Source organism: Amycolatopsis sp. cmx-4-54, from assembly GCF_046548895.1.
Classification (GTDB): Bacteria; Actinomycetota; Actinomycetes; order Mycobacteriales; family Pseudonocardiaceae; genus Amycolatopsis.
Genome location: NZ_JAEBEJ010000013.1, coordinates 206,991 through 227,651, shown reverse-complemented (window position 1 = coordinate 227,651; position 20,661 = coordinate 206,991). Strand labels below are relative to the sequence as shown.

17 protein-coding genes are annotated in these 20,661 nt (G+C 69.2%); 14 read left to right on the top strand and 3 right to left on the bottom strand.

The genetic code is table 11. The annotated features are described in order from the left end of the window. Positions 1-88: 88 nt before the first annotated feature. The 5 genes from ACLJQ7_RS35200 (at position 89) to ACLJQ7_RS35180 (ending at position 5,473) form a co-directional block, all read left to right on the top strand. A complete protein-coding gene (locus tag ACLJQ7_RS35200; protein ID WP_410652483.1) occupies positions 89-1,462 on the top strand; it encodes an ABC transporter substrate-binding protein in 1,374 nt (457 codons plus the stop codon). Further along, positions 1,440-2,414 (top strand): carbohydrate ABC transporter permease, encoded by a 975-nt coding sequence (locus ACLJQ7_RS35195; RefSeq protein ID WP_410652482.1) that lies wholly within the window; start codon positions 1,440-1,442, stop codon positions 2,412-2,414. Before ACLJQ7_RS35200 ends, ACLJQ7_RS35195 begins: the two co-directional genes overlap by 23 nt. Beyond that, a complete protein-coding gene (locus ACLJQ7_RS35190; protein ID WP_410652481.1) occupies positions 2,411-3,280 on the top strand; it encodes a carbohydrate ABC transporter permease in 870 nt (289 codons plus the stop codon). The genes ACLJQ7_RS35195 and ACLJQ7_RS35190 overlap by 4 nt, the downstream gene beginning before the upstream one ends. Before the next feature lie 51 nt (positions 3,281-3,331). Beyond that, on the top strand, positions 3,332-4,930 hold the full coding sequence (locus tag ACLJQ7_RS35185) for a glycoside hydrolase family 13 protein (RefSeq protein ID WP_410652480.1): 1,599 nt from the start codon (positions 3,332-3,334) through the stop codon (positions 4,928-4,930). Between the two features lie 111 nt (positions 4,931-5,041). Then, the gene (locus tag ACLJQ7_RS35180; protein ID WP_410652479.1) at positions 5,042-5,473 is read left to right on the top strand and encodes an organic hydroperoxide resistance protein; all 432 of its coding nucleotides are present in this window, start codon (positions 5,042-5,044) and stop codon (positions 5,471-5,473) included. A 29-nt stretch (positions 5,474-5,502) separates the two neighbouring features. Here ACLJQ7_RS35180 and ACLJQ7_RS35175 read toward each other — a convergent pair whose 3' ends face one another. Then, positions 5,503-8,205 carry a helix-turn-helix transcriptional regulator gene (locus tag ACLJQ7_RS35175; protein WP_410652478.1) on the bottom strand — a complete coding sequence of 901 codons (2,703 nt, stop codon included), beginning with the start codon at positions 8,203-8,205 and terminating at the stop codon, positions 5,503-5,505. Between the two features lie 387 nt (positions 8,206-8,592). Between ACLJQ7_RS35175 and ACLJQ7_RS35170 the strand changes: the two genes are divergently transcribed. From ACLJQ7_RS35170 to ACLJQ7_RS35150, 5 genes are all read left to right on the top strand, one after another. Next, on the top strand, positions 8,593-9,948 hold the full coding sequence (locus tag ACLJQ7_RS35170) for an alpha-lytic protease prodomain-containing protein (protein WP_410652477.1): 1,356 nt from the start codon (positions 8,593-8,595) through the stop codon (positions 9,946-9,948). After that, positions 9,933-10,574 (top strand): sigma-70 family RNA polymerase sigma factor, encoded by a 642-nt coding sequence (locus tag ACLJQ7_RS35165; RefSeq protein ID WP_410652476.1) that lies wholly within the window; start codon positions 9,933-9,935, stop codon positions 10,572-10,574. The genes ACLJQ7_RS35170 and ACLJQ7_RS35165 overlap by 16 nt, the downstream gene beginning before the upstream one ends. After that, positions 10,571-11,572 (top strand): LysR family transcriptional regulator, encoded by a 1,002-nt coding sequence (locus ACLJQ7_RS35160; protein WP_410652475.1) that lies wholly within the window; start codon positions 10,571-10,573, stop codon positions 11,570-11,572. The genes ACLJQ7_RS35165 and ACLJQ7_RS35160 overlap by 4 nt, the downstream gene beginning before the upstream one ends. A gap of 256 nt (positions 11,573-11,828) precedes the next feature. Further along, positions 11,829-12,305 (top strand): DUF6130 family protein, encoded by a 477-nt coding sequence (locus tag ACLJQ7_RS35155; RefSeq protein WP_410652474.1) that lies wholly within the window; start codon positions 11,829-11,831, stop codon positions 12,303-12,305. A gap of 12 nt (positions 12,306-12,317) precedes the next feature. Then, a complete protein-coding gene (locus ACLJQ7_RS35150) occupies positions 12,318-13,409 on the top strand; it encodes an aldo/keto reductase (protein ID WP_410652473.1) in 1,092 nt (363 codons plus the stop codon). A gap of 1,345 nt (positions 13,410-14,754) precedes the next feature. Here the strand turns inward: ACLJQ7_RS35150 and ACLJQ7_RS35145 are convergent. Both ACLJQ7_RS35145 and ACLJQ7_RS35140 read right to left on the bottom strand, forming a co-directional pair. Then, positions 14,755-14,955 (bottom strand): hypothetical protein, encoded by a 201-nt coding sequence (locus ACLJQ7_RS35145; RefSeq protein WP_410652472.1) that lies wholly within the window; start codon positions 14,953-14,955, stop codon positions 14,755-14,757. A 36-nt stretch (positions 14,956-14,991) separates the two neighbouring features. After that, complete coding sequence (locus ACLJQ7_RS35140; RefSeq protein ID WP_410652471.1) at positions 14,992-15,999, bottom strand: hydroxyacid dehydrogenase; 1,008 nt, start codon at positions 15,997-15,999, stop codon at positions 14,992-14,994. 182 nt (positions 16,000-16,181) lie between these two features. On the opposite strand from ACLJQ7_RS35140, the gene ACLJQ7_RS35135 reads away from it, so the two are divergent. The 4 genes from ACLJQ7_RS35135 to ACLJQ7_RS35120 are packed head-to-tail and all read left to right on the top strand — an operon-like array spanning position 16,182 to position 20,653. After that, the gene (locus ACLJQ7_RS35135; protein WP_410652470.1) at positions 16,182-17,510 is read left to right on the top strand and encodes an extracellular solute-binding protein; all 1,329 of its coding nucleotides are present in this window, start codon (positions 16,182-16,184) and stop codon (positions 17,508-17,510) included. Further along, positions 17,507-18,463: a carbohydrate ABC transporter permease gene (locus ACLJQ7_RS35130; protein ID WP_410652469.1), complete on the top strand. Its 957-nt coding sequence runs from the start codon at positions 17,507-17,509 to the stop codon at positions 18,461-18,463. Before ACLJQ7_RS35135 ends, ACLJQ7_RS35130 begins: the two co-directional genes overlap by 4 nt. After that, entirely contained in the window at positions 18,460-19,326 is an 867-nt protein-coding gene (locus tag ACLJQ7_RS35125; RefSeq protein WP_125784541.1) for a carbohydrate ABC transporter permease, read from the top strand. Before ACLJQ7_RS35130 ends, ACLJQ7_RS35125 begins: the two co-directional genes overlap by 4 nt. Positions 19,327-19,351: 25 nt before the next feature. Beyond that, positions 19,352-20,653 (top strand): alpha-L-fucosidase, encoded by a 1,302-nt coding sequence (locus ACLJQ7_RS35120; protein WP_410652468.1) that lies wholly within the window; start codon positions 19,352-19,354, stop codon positions 20,651-20,653. The last annotated feature ends 8 nt before the right edge of the window (positions 20,654-20,661 follow it).

The window sequence follows — 20,661 nt, the reverse complement described above, 5'->3', positions numbered from 1 at the left end:
CATCCAGTTATTGCGTTGATCCGGTGCTTCACTTTAGAGTGACCGCAATCACGTGACAGCCGTCGCGATCCCGAGATGAGGCTTGAAGATGAGCAGCACTTGGTCCCCCACCGTGCGCCGCCGGATGTTCTGCCTGCTCCTCGCGGGCGGACTCACCCTGGGGGTGGCCGCCTGCGGTTCCGGCTCCGGTGAAGGCACCGGGGGCAAGGTCAAGATCACCGTGACCGGTCAGCCCCCGACCAGTCAGCCGTTCGAGCGCGGCGTGTTCGACGCCGACGTCAAGGAGTTCGAGGAGTCCCACCCGGACATCGACATCGAGCCCCACGAAGGGTTCATGGATCCGAAGACGTTCTCCGCCAAGCTCGCCGGCGGTCAGCTCGAAGACGTCTACTACGTCTACTTCACCGACCCGGCGCAGATCATCGCGCGCCGCCAGGCCGCCGACATCACCGAAGCGGCCAAGGGCCTGAAGAACTTCGGCGACATCAAACCGGAATTACTGGACAACTTCCGGGATGCCGACGGCAAGCTCTACGGCCTGCCGACGATGAACTACAGCATGGGCCTGGTCTACAGCCGCCCGCTGTTCCAGAAGGCCGGGCTGGACCCGAACAAACCGCCGCAGACCTGGGACGAGGTCCGCGAAGCCGCGAAGAAGATCGCCGCGCTGGGCGACGGCACGGTCGGGTACGCCGACTACAGCAAGAACAACCAGGGCGGCTGGCATCTGACCGCCTGGCTCTACTCGATGGGCAGCGAGGTCGCTCGCAAGGACGGCGACAAGTGGGTCGCCGCGTTCGACAACGACAAGGCCAAGGCCGCCCTGAACCAGCTGCGCGCCATGCGGTGGGAAGACGACACCATGGGCAGCAAGCAACTGCTCGAAGCGCAGGACGTCCAGCGCATGATGGGCGCGGGGCGGCTCGGCATGTACATGGCCGCCCCGGACAACGTCCCGGTGCTGGTCAAGCAGTTCAACGGCAAGTACGAGGACTACGGCGTCGCCGGGATGCCGGGCGGGCAGGGCACGCTGCTCGGCGGCGAGGGCTACATGATCAACCCGAAGGCCTCGCCGGAGAAGATCAAGGCGGGTCTGGAATGGGTCCGCTGGAAGTACCTCAACCCGGAGCGCTTCGAGAAGCACGTCCAGCAGTACGTCGACGGCAAACAGCCGGTGGGGCTGCCCGCCGAGCCCACCCCCGACGTCTGGCAGGGCGCCATCCGTGACCAGCAGCTCGCGATCAAGGCCAAGCACGCCAACGTCCCCGCCGCGAACTACCAGTCCTATGTGGACGCCGGCTCGCGGATCAAGGGCAGTATCGAACCGCCGAACGCGCAGCAGGTCTACGCCATTCTCGACAGTGTGATGCAGGCGGTGCTCACCGATCGAAACGCGAATATCGATCAGCAGCTCTCGTCGGCCGTGTCGAAGGTCAACAGTGTCCTCGCCCAGGTCAAGTAGCGTCCTCGACTGGCCCGCGAGAGCGTCGTCGCGGGCCGGTCGCCCGGTCGCTTCGGCCACCGAACGCCGCCGGAACCGGTTGCGCCGCAAGCTCAAGGAGAATCTCACCGCGTACGGCCTGTTGTGCGCCGCGCTCGTGGTGTTCGCGCTGTTCTCCTGGTATCCGATCGTGCGCGGGGTGCTGCTGAGCTTCCAGCAGGTCGACTTCGTCAACCCGCCGACGTGGGTCGGCTTCGACAACTTCACCCGCCTGTTCGAAGACCCGCTGTTCGGCGTCGCCTGGCGCAACACGCTGTTGTTCACCCTGCTCGCCCTGGTCTTCGGGTTCGTGGTGCCTTTCGTGACCGCGGTGCTGCTCAACGAACTGCGCCACGCCAAGGCGTTCTTCCGGCTCGCGGTCTACCTGCCGGTGATGCTGCCACCGGTGGTCACCGCCCTGATGTGGAAGTGGTTCTACGACCCGGGCGCCGGCCTGTTCAACTCCGCGCTCGGCGCCGTGGGCCTGCCCGGTGGCCAGTGGCTCGACTCGAGCGACACGTCGATGTTGTCGCTGGTGTTCGTGTCGACGTGGGCGAACATGGGCAGCACCACGCTGATCTACCTCGCCGCGCTCGGCACGATCCCCGGTGAGCTCTACGAAGCCGCGGAGCTCGACGGCGCCGGACTGTGGAAACGCCTGATCCATGTCACGCTGCCGCAGACCCGGTTCGTGTTGCTGGTGCTGCTGTTGCTGCAGGTCGTCGCGACCATGCAGGTGTTCACCGAACCGTACGTGATGACCGGCGGCGGGCCGGACGACTCGACCGTCACCGTGCTCCTGCTGCTGTACCGCTATGCCTTCGTCTACAACGACTTCGGCTCGGCCAGCGCGTTGAGCCTGCTGCTGTTCGTCGCGCTCGGGGTGTTCTCCGCGTTGTACGTGCGCCTGACCCGGAAGGCGGATCAGTCATGAGGACGCTCGTCTCCCCCAGCACGCTCCGCAGCCCCGGCGGCAAGATCGGGTACGCCGTGATCTTCGGCTGCACCCTGCTCCTGTTCGTGATCGCGTTCCTGTTCCCGCTGTACTGGGCGGTGACCGGCGCGATGAAGTCGCCGCAGGAGCTGGCGCAGACCCCTGCGACGTTCATCCCGAACGAGTGGCATCCCGGGACCTTCGCCGACGCGTGGGACCAGCTGAGCCTCGGCAAGTACTTCCTCAACACCGTTGTCGTCGCGGGTGGCGCCTGGCTGGCCCAGCTGGCGATCGACGTCCCCGCGGCGTTCGCGCTGTCGAAGCTGCGGCCGAAATTCGGCAACGTCGTGCTCGGGCTGATGCTCGTGACGCTGATGCTCCCGGCGGCGGCGCTGCTGGTCCCCACCTACGTGACGATCACCGATCTGCCGCTGCTGAACATCAACCTGATCAACTCGCCGGCGGCGGTCTGGCTGCCCGCCGCCGCGAACGCGTTCAACATCTACCTGCTGAAACGGTTCTTCGACCAGATCCCGGACGAGCTGATCGAGGCCGCCCGGCTCGACGGCGCCGGGCCGGTGCGCACACTGTGGCGCGTCATCCTGCCGATCTCCCGGCCGATCCTGGCCGTGGTCTCGATCCTCGCGGTGGTGGCCGCGTGGAAGGACTTCATCTGGCCGCTGCTGGTGTTCCCGGACACCGAAAAGCAGACGCTGTCGGTGATGCTGCAGCGGGTGGCCATCGACATGCCGCTGAACGTGCTCGTCGCGGGCATGGTGCTGGCCAGCCTGCCGATGGTGGCGCTGTTCCTGGTGTTCCAGCGGCACATTCTCGCCGGGCTCACCGCCGGCAGCGTCAAGGGCTGAGTCCTTCGCCGCATTTCGGGGTATCCACGAACGACTGAGGAGGGCATTTCCGTGACCGCATTGGGGCAGTCCGCCGGATGGTGGCGGAGCGCGGCGATCTACCAGGTCTACATCCGCAGTTTCGCCGACGGGAACGGCGACGGCGTCGGCGATCTCGCCGGGGTCCGCGCGCGGCTGGACTACCTGGCCGAACTGGGGATCGACGCGATCTGGTTCACCCCGTGGTATCCGTCGCCGATGGACGACGGCGGCTACGACGTCGCCGACTTCCGGGAGATCGACCCGCTCTTCGGCACGCTCGCCGAAGCGGAGGACCTGATCGCCGCGGCCCACGCCAAGGGGATCCGGGTGATCATCGACATCGTGCCGAACCACTGCTCCGACGAGCACCGCTGGTTCGCCGACGCACTCGCGGCGGAACCGGGATCACCGGAGCGGCAACGGTTCTGGTTCCGGCCGGGTCGCGGGCCGGACGGCTCCGAGCCGCCGAACAACTGGCAGTCGCGCTTCGGCGGCTCCGCGTGGACACGGGTCCCGGACGGCGAGTGGTACCTGCATCTGTACAGCTCGCGCCAGCCGGACTTCAACTGGGACAACCAGGACATCCGCGCCGATTTCGAAGACGTGCTGCGGTTCTGGTTCGACCGCGGGGTCGACGGTTTCCGCATCGACGTCGCCGACGGACTGGTGAAGGACCCGAGGCTGCCCGACGTCGATCCCGGCGACGAGACGCCGTTCTCCGATCAGGAGGGGCTGCACGAGATCTACCGGTCGTGGCGCAAGATCGCCGACAGCTATCCCGGCGACCGGGTGATGGTCGGTGAGATGTGGCTGCCGGACATGTCGCGGGCCGCGCGCTATCTGCGGCGCGACGAACTGCACGCGGCGTTCAACTTCGATTTCCTGGTGTGCCCGTGGGATTCGGCGCGCTTCCGGGACGTCATCGAGCGGACGCTGGCGGCGCACGAGGAGGTCGGCGCGCCCGCGGCCTGGGTGCTGTCGAACCACGACGTCACCCGGCATGTGACCCGGTACGGCCGCGAAGGCGACACCGGTTTCGCGTTCGCCGATCGGCTGCACGGCACCCCGGTGGACCGCGAACTCGGGACCCGACGGGCGCGGGCGGCGGCGTTGCTGACCATGGCGCTACCCGGTGGTCTGTACGTCTACCAGGGGGAGGAACTCGGCCTGTGGGAGATCGAGGACATCCCGGGCGGACTGCGCCAGGATCCGGTGTGGGCCCGCACGAACGGCGCCGATCCCGGCCGGGACGGCTGCCGTGTCCCGCTTCCCTGGTCCGGCGACGCGCCGCCGTTCGGTTTCGGCACCGGTGGGACGTGGCTGCCGCAGCCCGGGGAATGGCGCTCCAGTACGGCGGAGGCGCAGGCGGCCGAACCGGCGTCGATGCTCCGGCTCTACCGCGCCGGTTTGCGCGTGCGGAGCGAGCTTCCCGCGCTCGGTCCCGGCGAGCTGGAATGGCTGACACTGGGCGACGGCGTGCTCGCGTTCACCCGGGAGCCGGGTTTCGCCTTCGTGTTGAACTTCTCGGACAAGCCGGTGGCGTTGCCGCCGCACCGCGAAGTGCTCATGGCCAGTGGCCCCGTCGAGGGCGAACTCCCGACGGATACGGCGGTGTGGCTGCGCACCTGATCGACGACCGGCCGTGGGTGGCGGTTCGGCGTACGTCGTCCACCCGTGACGTACAAGAATGACGTCATCCGACGCTCGCCGCCGTCAGGGCGGGATTCCTACGGTTGCGGTATGTCTGAAACCACGTACACCGCCGTCGCCACTTCGACCGCGGAAGGCCGCAACGGTGGCCGGGCGACCTCCGACGACGGCGTGCTCGACGTCGGCCTCGCCGTTCCCAAGGCGTTCGGCGGCTCCGGCGACGGCACGAACCCCGAGCAGCTGTTCGCCGCGGGCTGGGCATCGTGCTTCGTCGGGGCCGTCCGCCGCGTCGCGGGCGTCAAGAAGGTCAAGGTGGAGGACCTCGCCGTCGTCGCCGAGGTGACACTGCACCACGACACCGAGGCGGGCGAATTCCACCTGAGCGCCGCACTGCACCTGGAGGTCACCGGAATCGACCAGGCCACCGCCGACGAGCTGGTCCAGGGCGCGCACCAGGTGTGCCCGTACTCCAAGGCGACGCGGGGGAACGTCGAGGTCACGCTGGACGCGACGGTCGCGTGATACAGATGTCGTGAGTGATACGGGTCGTTCTAACGGCCCGGTTCACTCACGACATCTTTCAGCTCGGCGCGGGACTTCACCCCGAGCTTGGGAAAGATCCGGTGCAGGTGCGTGCCGACCGTCCGGTGCGACAGGTAAAGCCGCTGCCCGATCTCCCGGTTCGTCAGGCCCTCCGCGGCCAGCTGCACGATGCTCAGCTCGTGCGGGGTCAGCTTCTCCCGCGCGTCGGGGCCGCGATTGGGGCTGGACTCCCCCGCGCTCCGCAGTTCACGGCGCGCGCGTTCGGCCCACGCGGTCATACCGAGCGCGTCGAACGTCTCCCGCGCGGTGCGCAGGTGCGCCCGTGAGTCCACGGCGCGCCGCTGCCGCCGTAACCATTCGCCGTAGGCCAGGTGGAGCCGCCCGCGTTCGGCGGGCCAGCCGTCCAGCTCCGCCCGCAGTGCGGCCTCGAACAGTTCGTCACTCGGTGCGAGCACGGCGCGGGCGAAGCGCAGACCGATGTGCAACGCGGGCGCCGGCGTCTTCAGCGCGAGCTGTTCCATCTCCGCGACGATCTCGCGCAGCGCGTCGACCTGACCCGCCCGGACCGCGACCTCGGTGAGTTCCGCGACGAAGTAGACGCGCAACGCCTGCTGGAAGGCGGGGTCGGCGGGGTCGAACAGGCGCCGCAGGTCCGCGAACGCGTCGTCGAAGCGGCCCTCGCTCGACGCGGCGATCCCCCTGGCGAGCTGCACGGTCGCCAGCACGGGACGGGCACCGGCGGCGAGCGCGGTCCGCTCCGCCTCGTCGGCCAGCGCCTTGGCCTGTCTGTGTTCACCCCGCAGCGCCGCGATCTCGGCCTGTACCGCGGTGGCGAGGCCGTACATGAACGGCTGTCCGGTCTCCTTGGCGAATTCGGCCGCCTCCGCCGCGATCGGCACGGCCCCGGCGAGGTCGCCGAGCCGGACCCGGCTCCACGCCTGGACCGCCAGCGCTCGCGGCAGCAGGCCGAGCCTGCCCTGTGCCCGCAGCCCCGGCGCCGCGGCCGCCGAGAACCGGGCCGCCAGATCGACCGCGCCGACCTGCAGCGACGCGCTGCCGAGGAACCGGTCGGCCTCGGGATCGGCGCCGGTGGCGGCGGCGAGTTCGCGCAGCTCACCGAGCACCGATCCGGCCCGGTCGAACGGCGCCACGTAGGCGGCGACGGCGACCAGGCGCGGGTCCGAGTCGTCGAGCGGGAGGCGGTCCGCGACGGCCAGCAGCTTGCGTCGCGTGTCCTCGCCGGGTTCGGCCCAGAAACAGCGCATCGCGGCGCCCCACAGGACGCGCATCGCCGGATCCGGCTGCCCGTCCTCCGCGACCGACTCGGCCAGCCGCGCCAGTTCCGCGATCCGCGACAGGTCCTCTCGGACGCCGTCCTCGAACCCGCTGAGCAGCCAGCTCGCCGTCGCTCGTTGCCGTGGCGTGAGTTCGCCCGCGCGGGCGTCCCGGACGAGCCGTTCCGCCGTCTCGCGGCCGCCGGATTCGACGGCCAGCTCGGCCGCGCGCAGCAAGCGGTCCGCCCGCCGTTCCGGATCGGCGCTCACCAGCGCCGCTCGCTCCAGCGCGGCGACGGCGGCCGTCACTCCACCGCGGTGCCGGGCGCGATCGGCGGCGCGCTCCAGTTCCCTGGCCACGTCCTCGTCGGCGCCGGTCACGGCGGCCGCCCGATGCCAGGCACTGCGATCCGGCTGCCCGCGGAGGACGCCGGCGAGGCTCAGGTGCGCGCGGCGCCGTTCCTCGAACGGCACCGAAGCCGGGATCGCCGAACGCATCAACGGATGCCGGAACGAGACCGCCCGGGCTTCGAGGTCGACCAACCGGGCATCGGCGGCCGGCGCCAGCGCCGCGGGCTCCACGCCGACGCCCAGCAACGCGCCTGCCGCCGCGAGTGTCTCGGCGAGCGAGCCCGTCTCGTTGAGCGCGGCGACCAGCAAGGTCGTGCGGGCCGGTTCCGGCAGCGCGGTGAACCGGGCCCCGAATGTCCGCTCGAGCCGTTCGGTCAAGGGCAGCACGGGATCGGGCGCCTCGGTCACGGCCGACGGCAACTCGGTCAGCGCCAGCGGATTCCCGGCTGCCTCGGCGAGCACCCGTGACCGGAGCGGCGAGGAGAGCCCGGGAGCGACGGAGTCGAGCAACTCGGCCGACACGTCACCGGGAAGACGTTCGAGGTCCATTGAGGACAGTCCCGCGTCGCGCAGTGGCGACGGCTCCCCGTCCCGGACGGTCGCGAGCAGCACGATCGGCTCCGTCTCGATCCGCCTGGCGACGAACGCGAGCGCGCCTGCGCTCTCGCGGTCCATCCAGTGGACGTCCTCGGCGACGATCAGCAACGGCTTGACCGCCGCTTCGTCCGAAAGCAGCGTCAACGTGGCGAGCCCGACCAGGTACGCGTTGGGCTCGGCCGCTTCGGCGAGCCCCAGCGCCGCCCAGAGCGCGGACCGCTGCGGCGCGGGCAGGCCGTCGGCACCGGCGCGGACCGGATGGAGCAACCGGTGCAGGGCGGCGTACGCGAAGTTCCGTTCGGCCTCGACGCCGGCCGTGCGCAGCACCCGCAGGCCTCCGAGCGTCGCCGCGGCCATCGCCTCCGCGGCGAGTGCGGACTTCCCGGCGCCGGGTTCGCCCTGGATGAGCACGCCACCGCGGCCCGCGGCGGGACCGTCGACGAGCTCGGCCAGATCCTTCAGCTCGGCTTCCCGTCCGAAAAGCGGCATGGTGCGTCGTTCCTCCCGTCGGCCGTGGGCGGCCGCCCGTCCGACGATACCCAAACCGTCCGGTTAGGACTTCCGGCGGCGGCACCGCCGGCCGGGCACCTCCCCACACTGTGAGAAGTTCCGGCGTCCCCTTTGCCATACCCCTCAAAAGTACGGTATTGACGACACGGGACACCGAATCACGAGCCGGTGCCACCTTTTTGCCGGCGGCGACTGAACCGTTGCACCGCAACGAAAGCGCCTGCCGGATCAGCACGGAACACCGCCATATCACCCCACGTTCCAGCCGGGTGGTATGACCCAAATGGTATGTACCAGTTGCGTGATCCGCCTCGTACGGTCGGGGACGAATCCCCCTCCCCCGCCCGTTTCGAGGAAAGCGTCGAAATGAACAGAAAGATCTTAGCCGCCACAGCCGCGGCGATAACCGGGGCCGGTCTGGTCACGGCCATCGCCCTCACCCCCAACGCGAGCGCCGGTCAGCAGGCCACCGCCGGTGACCAGTCCCAGTCCGAAATGCTGGCCGCGATGGCCCGCGACCTGAAGATCAGCCCGGAGCAGGCCAAACTCCGGCTCGCGAGCGAACAGCGCGCCGCGGTCGCCGACACCACGCTGAAGAAGCAACTCGGCACGTCGTACGCCGGATCGTGGCTGGACGGCACCGGGACCACGCTGACCGTGGCGGTCACCGACGCCGCCGTGGGCGATCTGGTGCGTGCCGCGGGTGCCACCCCGAAGACGGTCGCCCGCAGTGCCGCCGATCTCGACGCGGCGAAACTGCGGCTCGACGCCACGTCCGCCAAGGCACCGAAGACCGTGCCGGGCTGGTTCACCGACGTCACCACCAACTCGATCGTCGTACTCGCCAACGCCGGTGGCGATGGCGCCGCGAAGTCGTGGGCTGCCGAGTCCGGTGTGCCCTCCGACCTGGTCCGGGTCGAGGCCAGCACCGAGCAGCCGCGTGCGCTGATCGACATCATCGGCGGTAACGCCTACACCTTCGGCTCGGGCCGCTGCTCCATCGGTTTCGCGGTCGACGGCGGCTTCGTGACCGCCGGGCACTGCGGCAGGACCGGCACGCGCACCTCGAACCCCAGCGGATCCGTCGCCGGCTCCAGCTTCCCCGGCAACGACTACGCCTGGGTCCGTGCCGACGCGGGCAACACCCCGCGCCCGCTGGTGAACCGCTACCCCGGCACCGTGCCGGTCGCCGGTTCGACCGAGGCCCCGGTCAACTCGTCGGTGTGCCGCTCCGGCTCCACCACCGGCTGGCGCTGCGGCACCATCCTGCAGAAGAACACCTCGGTCACCTACCCCGAGGGCACCATCACCGGCCTGACCCGGACCAACGCCTGCGCCGAGCCCGGTGACTCCGGCGGTTCGTGGCTCACCGGCGACCAGGCGCAGGGCGTCACCTCCGGTGGCTCCGGCAACTGCACCTCCGGCGGCACCATCTACTTCCAGCCGATCTCGGAGATCCTGAGCGTCTACAACCTGCGTCTGACGGTCAACGGCAACCCGCCGTCCAGCACCACCACGACGCCGACGACGCCGACCACGCCCACCACCCCGACCAGCCCGACCACGTCAAACCCGCCGGGCGGCACCTGGGCGCCGTACACGTACTACGGCTCCGGCGCGACCGCCAGCTACGGCGGCAGCAACTACCGGGTCATCCAGCCGCACACCTCCATGCCCGGCTGGGAGCCGCCGAACGTGCCCGCGCTTTGGGAACTCGCCTGACCTGGACCGCCCCCGGCGACCTCACTTCGCCGGGGGCGGCTCCTCCCCTTGACGACGACGCGCCGACGGCGGATCTCGAATCCCTCGTCCCCCGCGCCCGCCGCGGCGACCCCGCCGCGACGAACGAGCTGATGAACATCGTCCAGCCGGTGGTCGCGGACTACTGCCGGAGCCGGATGGACGGAACGGACGCGCGGGAGATCGCCGCGGACGACGTCGCGCAGGAGACCTGCCTCGCCGTGCTCACCGCACTGCCCACCACGCGGACCACCGGCGGTTCCTTCCTCGCCGTCGTACTGGGGATCGCCGCCCGGAAGGTCGCCGCTGCCTTCCGGAGGCGAGCCCGGGACCGATCGGAACCCACGCCCGATCCGCCCGAACGCGCGACACCCGAACCCAACGAACCCGAGCGCCAGGCGCTGGCCGCCGACGGGCACGACCGGTTGACGCGGCTGATGAGCACCCTGCCCGGTATCCAGCAGGAGATCCTCCGGCTGCGGATCACGGTCGGCATGACGGCGCCCGAGGCGGGCGCGGTCCTGCGGGTGAGCCCCGGCCTCGTCCGGGTCGCCCAGCATCGCGCCCTGCACAAACTCCGCACGATCCTCAGCGAGGACGACCTGTGATCAGCCCCCTGATCGGTCCCGGGGACGGCCACACCTGGCCGGCGGAGATCGACGTCCGGCATCTGCGCCTCCTCGACGCGATCGCGTCGGCGGGCAGCATCGCGAAGGCCGCGACCGCGCTCGGGCTCTCCCAGCCCGCGTTGAGCGGGCAGCTCCACCGCGTCGAGCGGGCTTTGGAATGGACGGTGTTCGAACGCGACCGGCACGGCCTGCGCCCCACCGCGCTGGGCGAGGTGCTGCTGAATCACGCGCGCCGGGTACTGGCCGCGGCGGACGACCTCGAACTGGCGATCCGCCGGTTCCACAGCGCACCTTCCGAGGAACTGCTCCGGATCGGCGCGCTCCCGACCGTCTTGGCCGAGACGCTGAGCGGCGTGGTCGCCGCGGTGACCCCCGGCCGTCCGGTCGAGCTGCTCGCGGTCACCAGCCGGGCGGAGTTGTTCTCGGCGCTGCTCGACGGCACGGTGGAATTGGCGCTGTACGTGGATCACCCCGGCCACGAGATCGTTCCGCCCGAAGGCGTCCACCTGCTACCCGTCGGCACGGAGCCGGTCCTCGTGGTCGTGTCCCCCGGCCATCCCGTCGCCGGACGCGGCGAGGTTTCCCTGGCCGAACTCGACGGCTCGGTCTGGCTGACGACTTCGGGCGAGGACGACGAGTTCCACGCTCACCTGACCGACCAGTGCGCCCGCGCCGGCCTCGGCGCGATCACCGTGCGGAAGCTGGACCCGGCGATGTCGCGGCAAACCGTCGGGCACGAGCCCCGCGCGGTGACGCCCGTCCGCTCCCTCGATTCCGGCTCCACGATCCCAGGCCCGGTGGTGGCGTTGCGGGGTGTGCCGCTGAGGACGCGGCATCTCCTGCTGTGGCGGGACGGATCGTCCATCGACGTACCCGCTGTCCGAAGTGGACTGATGCACGCGATCACCGAGCCGGCCGCGATCCGGCATCGGCTTCCCGAATGGGCGGCCGCCAATCCCGGCTGGCTCGGCACCTGACCGGATTCAGCGCTGGATGCGGTCGAGACCGACGCCGAAGGTGCGTTGCGGGCTCTGCGTCGGTCTCGAGGCAGCTCACCGGCGTGCGTAGGACTGGTTCGGGCTGTTGGGCACCGCGGCCGCCAGGGCGGTGATTCGAGTCTTCCCCGGATCCGGCCGGTTCACTGGGTGATCACCGGAAAGTGTCACGGTGACGTACACCGATGACGTCGTCCGACGGGCGCCGCGGCACCTTCGGCCGTCCTAGCGTGAATTCATGCCCGCACTGGGAAATGCCGCTCTCGCCGCCGCCGTTCTGCTCACCGCCGCCTGCAGTGCTCCCTCGCCCGCTCCGCCGGTGGCCGCTCCCCCTGCCGCGGCCGCCGCCGACTGGTCACCCGCTCCCGTGGTGCCGCTGCCGTCCCAGCCGCCGCCGTCGCTGGTCGTGGACGCGCCGTTGCCCGAGCAGCTCGCGATGGGCCTGATCGTGCTGCGGTACCGGGCGGAAAACCTCCGGATCGTCCCGGTGTACGGCCCCGCCGCCCTGGACGTCTCGCCCCGCATCGGCCATGTCCACGTGACCGTCGACGACGCGGCGTGGCACTGGGCGGACGGCAGCGGCGAGCCGCTGATCATCCAGTCACTGCCCGCGGGACCGCACAAGGTGTGGATCGGTCTCGCCGACCCGACGCACAAGATCCTTGACCAGAAGACGGTGAACTTCGTAGTTCCCGCCCACACCGGACACCACTGAGGAGACGTTTCCATGACACTGGATCAGTACTACCTGCTCGGCCGCTCCGGACTGCGCGTCAGCCGGATCGCGCTCGGCACGATGAACTTCGGTACCGGCGGCTTCCACGCCGCGTACGGGAAATCCGAGGACGAGGTCCGCCCGATCTTCCGCAAGTACCTGGAGGCGGGCGGGAACTTCATCGACACCGCGGACTTCTACACCGCGGGTGAGAGCGAGACCATCCTCGGCCGTCTCATCGCCGAGGCGAAGGTGCGCGACCGGGTCGTGCTCACCACCAAGTACACCAACAGCGTCGACCCCGGCGACCCGAATGCGGGCGGCAACGGGCGCAAGCATCTGATCCGGGCGCTGGAAGCGTCGTTGCGGCGGCTGGGCACCGACCACGTCGACCTCTTCCTGCTGCACACCTGGGACCGTGTCACCCCGGCGGAAGAGGTGATGCGCACGTTCGACGACCTGGTGCGCGCGGGAAAGATCCGCTACGCCGGGCTCTCCGACGTACCCGCCTGGTACGCCGCCCGCGCGCAGAGCTTCGCCGAGGCGAACGCGCTCACCCCGGCCGTCAATCTCCAGCTGCCCTACTCGCTCGTGGAACGGACGATCGAGACCGAACACGTGCCGATGGGACAGCATCTCGGGCTCGGCATCACCGCGTGGAGCCCGTTGGCGGGTGGTTTTCTCACCGGCAAGTACCGCCAGACCGGCGAGGCTCCGTCCGGCGACGGCAGGCTGAGCGATCCGGGGAACGCCGGGAAGTCATGGACCGACCGCGACTGGGCGCTGCTGAAGCCGCTGGCGAAGGTCGCGACCGAACTCGGCGTCACGATGGCCCAGGTCGCGATCAACTGGGTCGCGACCCAGCCGGGCGTCGCGGCCGCGATCGTCGGCGCGAGCAGCGCCGATCAGCTGGGCAAGAGCATGGCCGCGCTGGACTTCACCCTGCCTCCCGACCTGCGGGCGCTCCTCGACGAGGCCAGCGCCGTGCCGCCGGAGTCGGTGTACCGGATGTTCACGCCCGCGTACCAGAACTGGGTGATCAGCCCCGGGGTGAAGGTCGGGGACAAGCCGGCGGGATACGCGCCCACGGTGCGGAACTGGTGACCTGACCACTGGGGTGGCTTGGCTGTTGCCGTTTTGCGGCAACGGGCTGGGGGTGTGTTGTGGAGGGCTGTATGGCGTTGGTTGGTTGCCGATTTCCGGCGGCAATCCGCTGGTGACCGGGTCGCGTTGCCGCCCCGGTTCCCGCCGCTAGTCGTCACCCATCGCCCGTCGCCGATTCGCGGCAACGGGCCGTGGGTCATCCCGCTCGTCGCCGTTTCACGGCAACGGCCTTCGGCCGTACGGCGGAGGAGTCGCATCCCGCGCCACCGCCCGGCGTCGTCGATTCCCGGTGACAATCCGTCAGTGACCATGTCGCGTAACCGCCCAGCTAACCGACGCGCGTCGCCGTTTCACGGCAACAAGCCGCAGGTCATCCAGCTCGTCGCCGATTCGCGGCAACGAGCCATCGGCCGTACGGCGGAAGAGCTGCATCCGCACCACCGCCCGGGGTCGCCGATTCCCGGCGACAATCCCCTGGTGACCATGTCGCATAGCCGCCCCACTACGCGACGCGTCGCCGTTTCACGGCAACGGGACGTGGGCCACCCGGCCCGTCGCCGATTCACGGCAACGAGCCACCGGCCGTACCGCGGAGCAACCGCATCCCACACCGCCGCCCAGCGTCGCCAATTTCCGGCGACAATCCGCCAGGCGCCATGTCGCATAGCCGCACCACTACCCGACGCGTCACCGATTCACGGCAACGGGACGTGGGCCACCCGGCCCGTCGCCGATTCTCGACAACGAGCCACCGGCCGTACCGCGGAGCAACCGCATCCCACACCGCCGCCCAGCGTCGCCGATTCCTGGCGACAATCCACCGGTGACCATGTCGCGTAGCCGCCCCCACTACCCGTCGCCGATTCACGACAACAAGCCGCAGCTCATCGATGTGTCGCCATACCCGTCGAAGACGACCATGGCCTCCAACTCCCACTGGGACCGCCGCCGTTTCTCGGCAACGACCCACAGCCGACCCGACTCGATCCAGATCCCAAAACTTCGCCAGCTCCAGAGCGTCACCGTTTCGCGGCAACGCTCCAAAGCGTCGCCGTTTCGCGGCAACAGACCATGCGACCGTGGCGGACTGAGCCCGGTTCCCCATCCGTCGCCATTTGGCGGCGACGACCGCACCGGGCCTGTCGCCGCTCGGCGGCATGAACCACCGAGACGTTATACAGCCCACTTCGCGAGATCAGGCCGTAGATCACCCGTAGCCACGGCTACACCGGACCGAGGAACTCCCCCGCCACCGCCGCGATCTCCTCCGGTTTGGTGCTGCGCACCCGATACCCCGCCTCTTCGATGGTCACCAGGCGGCAGCCCGAACACCCGCTCCAGCGACTCACGGGTGACGTCCGCCGACCAGCAGAGTCGGTAATCGCGGCGAGCCGGTCCCACAGGCCGGAATTTCGGCCATGATCAGCCGCCAGTCGAACGGCAGCGGCTCGAGGGGCGCGTGAGCCGAAAGCGGAGTGTCCTCGACGACCAGCCGCCGGACGCGTCCCAGCAGGCGAGCAGCACGGCGACCGGATACCGAAATCATCCCAAGCACGCAGACCGCTCTCTCGAACAGCGAGAATCACGCCCGCAGATGAGCCCGGTCCGGCGCGACAGCGTGCTGAAGCGGCTCCCCGAGCACGAACCGCCGGAGCTCTCGCGCGACCAGTTCACCCATCCGAGCGCGTTCGGCGCCCAGCGCGCCCGCCAGATGCGGGGTGAGCACCACGTTCGGCAACGTGTACAGCGGCGAGTCCGGCTCGGGCGGCTCGGGCCAGGTGACGTCGAGGATCGCCGTGAGGTCCGGTCGGTCGCGCAACACCGGGATCACCGACGGCTCGTCGACGACGGCGCCCCGAGCGGTGTTGATCAAGGTCGCGCCGATACCCATCCTGGCCACCAGCTCCCCGTCGACCAGCCCTTCGGTCTCCGGCAGCAGCGGCGCGTGCAGGCTGACCACGGGACACGTGGCGAACAGTTCGTCCAGGCCCACCAGCCGCACCCCGAGGCCGTCGGCCGTCGCCGGGTCGACGACGGGGTCGCTCGCGAGCACCTCCACGTCGAAACCGCGCAAATGCGACGCGACGAGAGCACCGATCTCGCCGAGGCCGAGCAGCCCGACCCGGGACCGGTAGGCGCCCGCGACCCTCGGGTCCGGCGGATAGGCCCGCCGCTCCCGGATCTCCCGGGAGATCCGGTGCACCTGCTTCAGTCCTAAAAGGACCTGGGCAAGGGTGAACTCGGCGACCGGGACGGCGTTCGCGGCCGCGGCCGACACGATCGGCAGCTCGCGCGCCCAGAACTCGGGCGTGGTCAGCGGCCGGACCGAGCCGGCGGCGACAAGCACGGCCCGCAGGTCCCGCGCGTGTCCCAAGAGGACGGAGTCCAGCACCGGGGCACCCCAGCCGGACAGCAGGATTTCGACGCCATGCAGTGCCGCCGGGTCCTCCGCCAGCCGCTCACGGGTGAGCGGCTCACGCGGGTCCACCAGCGTTTCGATCTCCTTCAGCACCGCCTCGGGGTAAACGTCGTCGCGGCGGCGTTCCTCCATCACGAGAAGTGCCGTCGGCCGGTGTCGCAGCTCGGTCATTCCTACCTCCGCGGCGACCATACATCGGATGCTTACCCCGGTCCACGGGCGGCGAGTCCCGCGCACAGGCAAACCGTGCCGATTGAAATTCGTAATCATCGGACCATTGACCGGACCCCGGGAAAGCGCTTACCGTCCCCCTGCGAAGTAGACAGCGTGGTCCACAGTGAACAGGAGATGCGATGCGGAAATCGCGGTGGATCGGCGTGGGACTCACTGTCTCAGCGCTGGTCCTTTCGGGCTGCTCGGCAGGCCCCGCCGGAACGAACGTCGCGCAGGACACCAAGGCACCCTTGGAACTGTGGACTCGGACGACCCCCGGCGGCGCCGGCGAGCAGGCCACCAAACGGCTCGCGGAAGCCTTCGAGAAGGCCACGGGGTTCAAGGTGCAGGTCACCGCGATCTTCGACGACTTCGAGACGAAGCTGGCCCAGCGCGCCGCCCAGCGCGACCTGCCGGACATCGTGATGAACGACGTCACGCAGCTGGGCACGCTGAAGAGTCAGGGCCTGGTCCGCGAGGTCGACCCGGGCAAGATCAAGCACAGCTCGGAGCTCACCGAGCAGGCGCTGAAGTCGAACCAGACCGCAGACGGCAAACTGTACGGCCTGCCCTACAGCGCGCAGGCCTCGGCGCTGCTCATCCGCAAGGACTGGCGCGAGAAGCTCGGCAAGAGCGTCCCGCAGAGCTGGGCCGAGCTGGCGGACCTCGCCAAGGCCTTCACCACCGGCGACCCCGACGGCAACGGCAAGGCCGACACCGCGGGCCTGAACGCGACGCTGTCGACCAAGCGGGGCTACGCCTCCTGGTACTTCTCGAACTTCCTCTGGGCCGCCGGCGGCGACTTCATCTCCGAGACCGGTGGTGGCAAGTACAAGCCCGCGATGAGCACGCCCGAATCCGCGGCCGCGGTGCAGTGGTTCCGCGACCTCGGCTGCAAGGACAACGTCATCCAGCCCGGTTCGGTCACCATGCCGACCCCGGCGACCAACGAGACCTTCGAAGCGGGCAAGGCCGGGATGTACGTCGTCGGCCCGTACCTGCTGCCGCGATTCGACAAGTCGCTCGGCAAGGACAAGTACGAGGTCGTCCCGATGCCGAAGGGCGCCAAGAACGCCGACGTCCTTGCCGAGGGCCTGTCGATCTACATGATGGCCGGTTCGCCGAACCAGGCCGGGCAGGACGCCTTCGGTGACTTCGCGATCTCGGTCGAGGGCCAGAAGATCGGCATGGAGGGCGAATCGGCCTTCATCGTCCAGCTTCCGGTGAACAAGAACGTCGACATCACCCAGGTCCGCTCCGACCCGCGCTGGAAGACCTACGCCGACATCTACACCAAGTCCGGCCACTACGCGCCGTCCATCCCGAACTGGACGCCGGTCCGCCAGGACACCGCCGACACGATCAGCGCGCTCGTCGCCGACTGCAAGCTGGACCTCAAGGCGGAACTGTCCAAACTCGACACCAAGCTCACCGCGACGTTGCAGCAACAGGGGATCAGCGCCTCATGACCGTAGATCACGCCAAGCCGGCGGCCGTCGGCGCGGACCGTCCCGCCGTCAAGCGGACGCCCGCGCCGAAGGCCCGCAGGCGCAGCGACCGCGACGGGAAATGGTGGACGCCGTGGCTGTTCCTGGCCCCCGCCCTGATCCTGTTCGTGTACTTCAAGTTCATCCCGATGTTCACCGCGGTGACGATGTCCTTCCAGGACGTCCAGCCGTACCTGGGCAACACGTGGGTCGGCGGGCAGAACTACAGCACCGTCCTCGGTGACGAGGCGTTCCACTCCGCGATCTGGCACACCGTCGTGATCGCGGTCGGGCAGACCGCGGGATCGATGATCATCGGCCTCGCCCTCGCCCTGCTGATGGAGGGCCAGAGCAAGCGGCTGAAGTTCCTGCGGTCGGCGGCGTTCCTGCCGGTGGTCGTGCCGATCGCGGTGGTCGCCGAACTCTGGCGCATCATGTACCACCCAACCGAGGACGGGATGCTGAACTCCATCCTCGGCCTGGTCGGGATGGGCCCGTCGGGCTTCATCAACGATCCCGACAGCTCGATGCTCTCGGTCATCATCACCGGGATCTGGCGCGGCGCCCCGTACGACATGATGATCTTCCTCGCCGGACTGGCTGGAATCGACAGAGGCCTCTACGAAGCGGCCACTGTGGACGGTGCCTCCCGCTGGCGCAAGATCCTCCACGTGACGCTGCCGGGCCTGCGGTCGGTGTTCTCGATCCTGTTCGTCCTCGCGGCGATCCGCGGTCTGCGGGTGTTCACCGAGGTGTTCCTACTGACCAACGGCGGGCCGAACGGCTCGACCGAAGTCGCGATGACCCTGATCTACAAACTCGGCCTGGAACAGAACCGGCTGGGCGTCGGCGCGGCGGGTGCGGTCCTGCTGTTCCTCGCGACGCTCGTGCTGACGCTGTTCGTCCAGGTGCTCCGACGGAGGCGAGACGCATGACCGCGGCCAACGATTCGGCACTCGGCCTCGACGCCGTCAAGTCGCCGGGCGGACGGATCCTGAAGTTCGTCCTGTACACCCTGTTGCTCCTGGTGTTCGCCGGGCCGCTGCTGGCGCTGCTGGTCAGCGCGTTCAACAACGTCTCCGATCCGACGGCGCTGAGCGTCGTCCCGTCGAGCCCGACCTTGGACAACTTCGGCATCGCGTTCGACCTCGGCGTCGGGATGTACCTGCTCAACTCGTTCCTGGTGGTCGGCTTCGGCCTGCTGCTACAGGTCATCGTCTCGGTGCTGGCCGGTTACGCGTTGGCGCGCAAGAAGTTCCGGTTCATGACCTTCGTGCTGGTCGCGATCCTGGCGACGCTGATGCTGCCGGAGGAGATCCTCGCGATCCCGCTGTCGCTGATCCTCTCGGATCTGCCGCTGGTGCACTTCAACCTGATCGGCAGCCTCGCCGGGATGATCGTGCCGCTGGGCGCGTGGGCCTTCTCGATCCTGGTGATGACCGAGTTCATGAAGGACGTCCCCCGCGAACTCGAAGAGGCCGCACGGATCGACGGGGCGGGCGACCTGCGGATCTTCGCGCAGATCATCCTCCCGATGTGCAAGCCCGCGCTCGGCGTGATCGGCGTCTTCGGCTTCACGATGATCTGGGACCAGTACCTGCTGCCGTTGCTGGTGTCGACCGACGCTTCGACCTACACCCTGCCGCTGGCCCTGCGGACACTGCGGATCGACACGAACGTCACGCCCGGCGTGATCATGGCCGCGTCGCTGCTGGCGCTGCTCCCGTCGGTCGCCGCGTTCCTGTTCTTCCAGCGTTCGTTCGTCCGCGGCCTCGCCTCGGGCGCGCTCAAGGGCTGAGTCACCAAAGAAAACAAGGAGCGAAGTGAGTTCCACCGCCTGGTTCACCCACGACCGGTTCGGGATGTTCGTCCACTGGGGACTGTATTCCCTGGCCGCCCGGCACGAATGGGTGCAGAACCGCGAAAAGCTGACCGACGAGCAGTACCGGGTCTACTTCGACCACTTCGAACCGGACAAGTACGACCCCCGGTCCTGGGCGCGCGCCGCGAAGGCCGCGGGCATGACCTACGTCGTGCTCACCACCAAGCACCACGACGGTTTCTGCCTGTGGGACAGCGAACTCACCGACTTCAAGGTGACGAACACGCCGTATGGCAAGGATCTGCTCGGCCCGTTCGTCGACGCCTGCCGCGAAGAGGGTTTGAAAGTCGGCTTCTATCACTCGCTGATCGACTGGCATCACCCCGCGTTCCCCGTCGACGGCACCCATCCCCGCCGTGACGACGCCGAATACATCGCGGCGCACCAGTACGCCGACATCGCCGAGTACCAGCTCTATCTCCATGGCCAGGTGCGCGAACTGCTCACCCGTTTCGGCACGATCGACTACCTGTTCTTCGACTTCTCGTACAAGGGCCGCAAGGAATGGTGGGGCGGCAAGGGACCGGACGACTGGGACTCCCCCGGCCTGCTCGCGCTGGTCCGGGAACTCCAGCCCGGCATCCTCGTCAACGACCGCACCGGGATCCCGGGGGACTTCATCACCCCGGAGCAGTACCAGCCGTCCGGCCCGATGACCCGCGACGGCGTCCCGGTGGTGTGGGAGGCGTGCCAGACGCTGAACGGCAGCTGGGGTTACGACCGCGACAACCTCGACTACAAGAGCCCGGAACTGCTCATCCGGATGCTGGTCGACGGCGTGTCCAAGGACGGCAACCTGCTGCTCAACGTCGGGCCGAACGGCCGGGGCGAGATCGACCCGCGGGCGCTCGAGGTGCTCGCCGAACTCGGCCGCTGGATGGACCGGCACGAACGCTCCATCCGCGGCTGCGGGCCCGCCGAGTTCACCGCGCCCGCCGACGGTCGCTACACCCAGCGCGGCGACCGGCTGTACCTGCACCTGTTCAGCTGGCCGATGAACCACGTCCACCTGCCCGGATTGGCCGGACGGGTGCGCTACGCCCAGCTGCTCGACGACGCCTCGGAGATCCGGCAGGTGCACACGGATCCCGGCCAGACCGCGCAGAACACCCAGATGGGCGGGCAGCCGGAAGGCACGCTCACCCTCAAGCTCCCCATCCGGAAACCGGACACCCCGGTTCCGGTGATCGAACTGTTCCTGAGCACCGAAAGCCCCGCCGCCGCCACCCTCCCCACCGATTGAGCACGGAG

What these genes read in the sequence shown, in the direction of transcription:
- ACLJQ7_RS35200 (WP_410652483.1), top strand. Translation starts at nt 89, where the DNA reads ATGAGCAGCACTTGGTCCCCCACCGTGCGCCGCCGGATGTTCTGCCTG.
- ACLJQ7_RS35190 (WP_410652481.1), top strand. Translation starts at nt 2,411, where the DNA reads ATGAGGACGCTCGTCTCCCCCAGCACGCTCCGCAGCCCCGGCGGCAAG.
- ACLJQ7_RS35180 (WP_410652479.1), top strand. Translation starts at nt 5,042, where the DNA reads ATGTCTGAAACCACGTACACCGCCGTCGCCACTTCGACCGCGGAAGGC.
- ACLJQ7_RS35175 (WP_410652478.1), bottom strand. Translation starts at nt 8,205, where the DNA reads ATGCCGCTTTTCGGACGGGAAGCCGAGCTGAAGGATCTGGCCGAGCTC.
- ACLJQ7_RS35170 (WP_410652477.1), top strand. Translation starts at nt 8,593, where the DNA reads ATGAACAGAAAGATCTTAGCCGCCACAGCCGCGGCGATAACCGGGGCC.
- ACLJQ7_RS35155 (WP_410652474.1), top strand. Translation starts at nt 11,829, where the DNA reads ATGCCCGCACTGGGAAATGCCGCTCTCGCCGCCGCCGTTCTGCTCACC.
- ACLJQ7_RS35150 (WP_410652473.1), top strand. Translation starts at nt 12,318, where the DNA reads ATGACACTGGATCAGTACTACCTGCTCGGCCGCTCCGGACTGCGCGTC.
- ACLJQ7_RS35145 (WP_410652472.1), bottom strand. Translation starts at nt 14,955, where the DNA reads ATGATTTCGGTATCCGGTCGCCGTGCTGCTCGCCTGCTGGGACGCGTC.
- ACLJQ7_RS35140 (WP_410652471.1), bottom strand. Translation starts at nt 15,999, where the DNA reads ATGACCGAGCTGCGACACCGGCCGACGGCACTTCTCGTGATGGAGGAA.
- ACLJQ7_RS35135 (WP_410652470.1), top strand. Translation starts at nt 16,182, where the DNA reads ATGCGGAAATCGCGGTGGATCGGCGTGGGACTCACTGTCTCAGCGCTG.
- ACLJQ7_RS35130 (WP_410652469.1), top strand. Translation starts at nt 17,507, where the DNA reads ATGACCGTAGATCACGCCAAGCCGGCGGCCGTCGGCGCGGACCGTCCC.
- ACLJQ7_RS35125 (WP_125784541.1), top strand. Translation starts at nt 18,460, where the DNA reads ATGACCGCGGCCAACGATTCGGCACTCGGCCTCGACGCCGTCAAGTCG.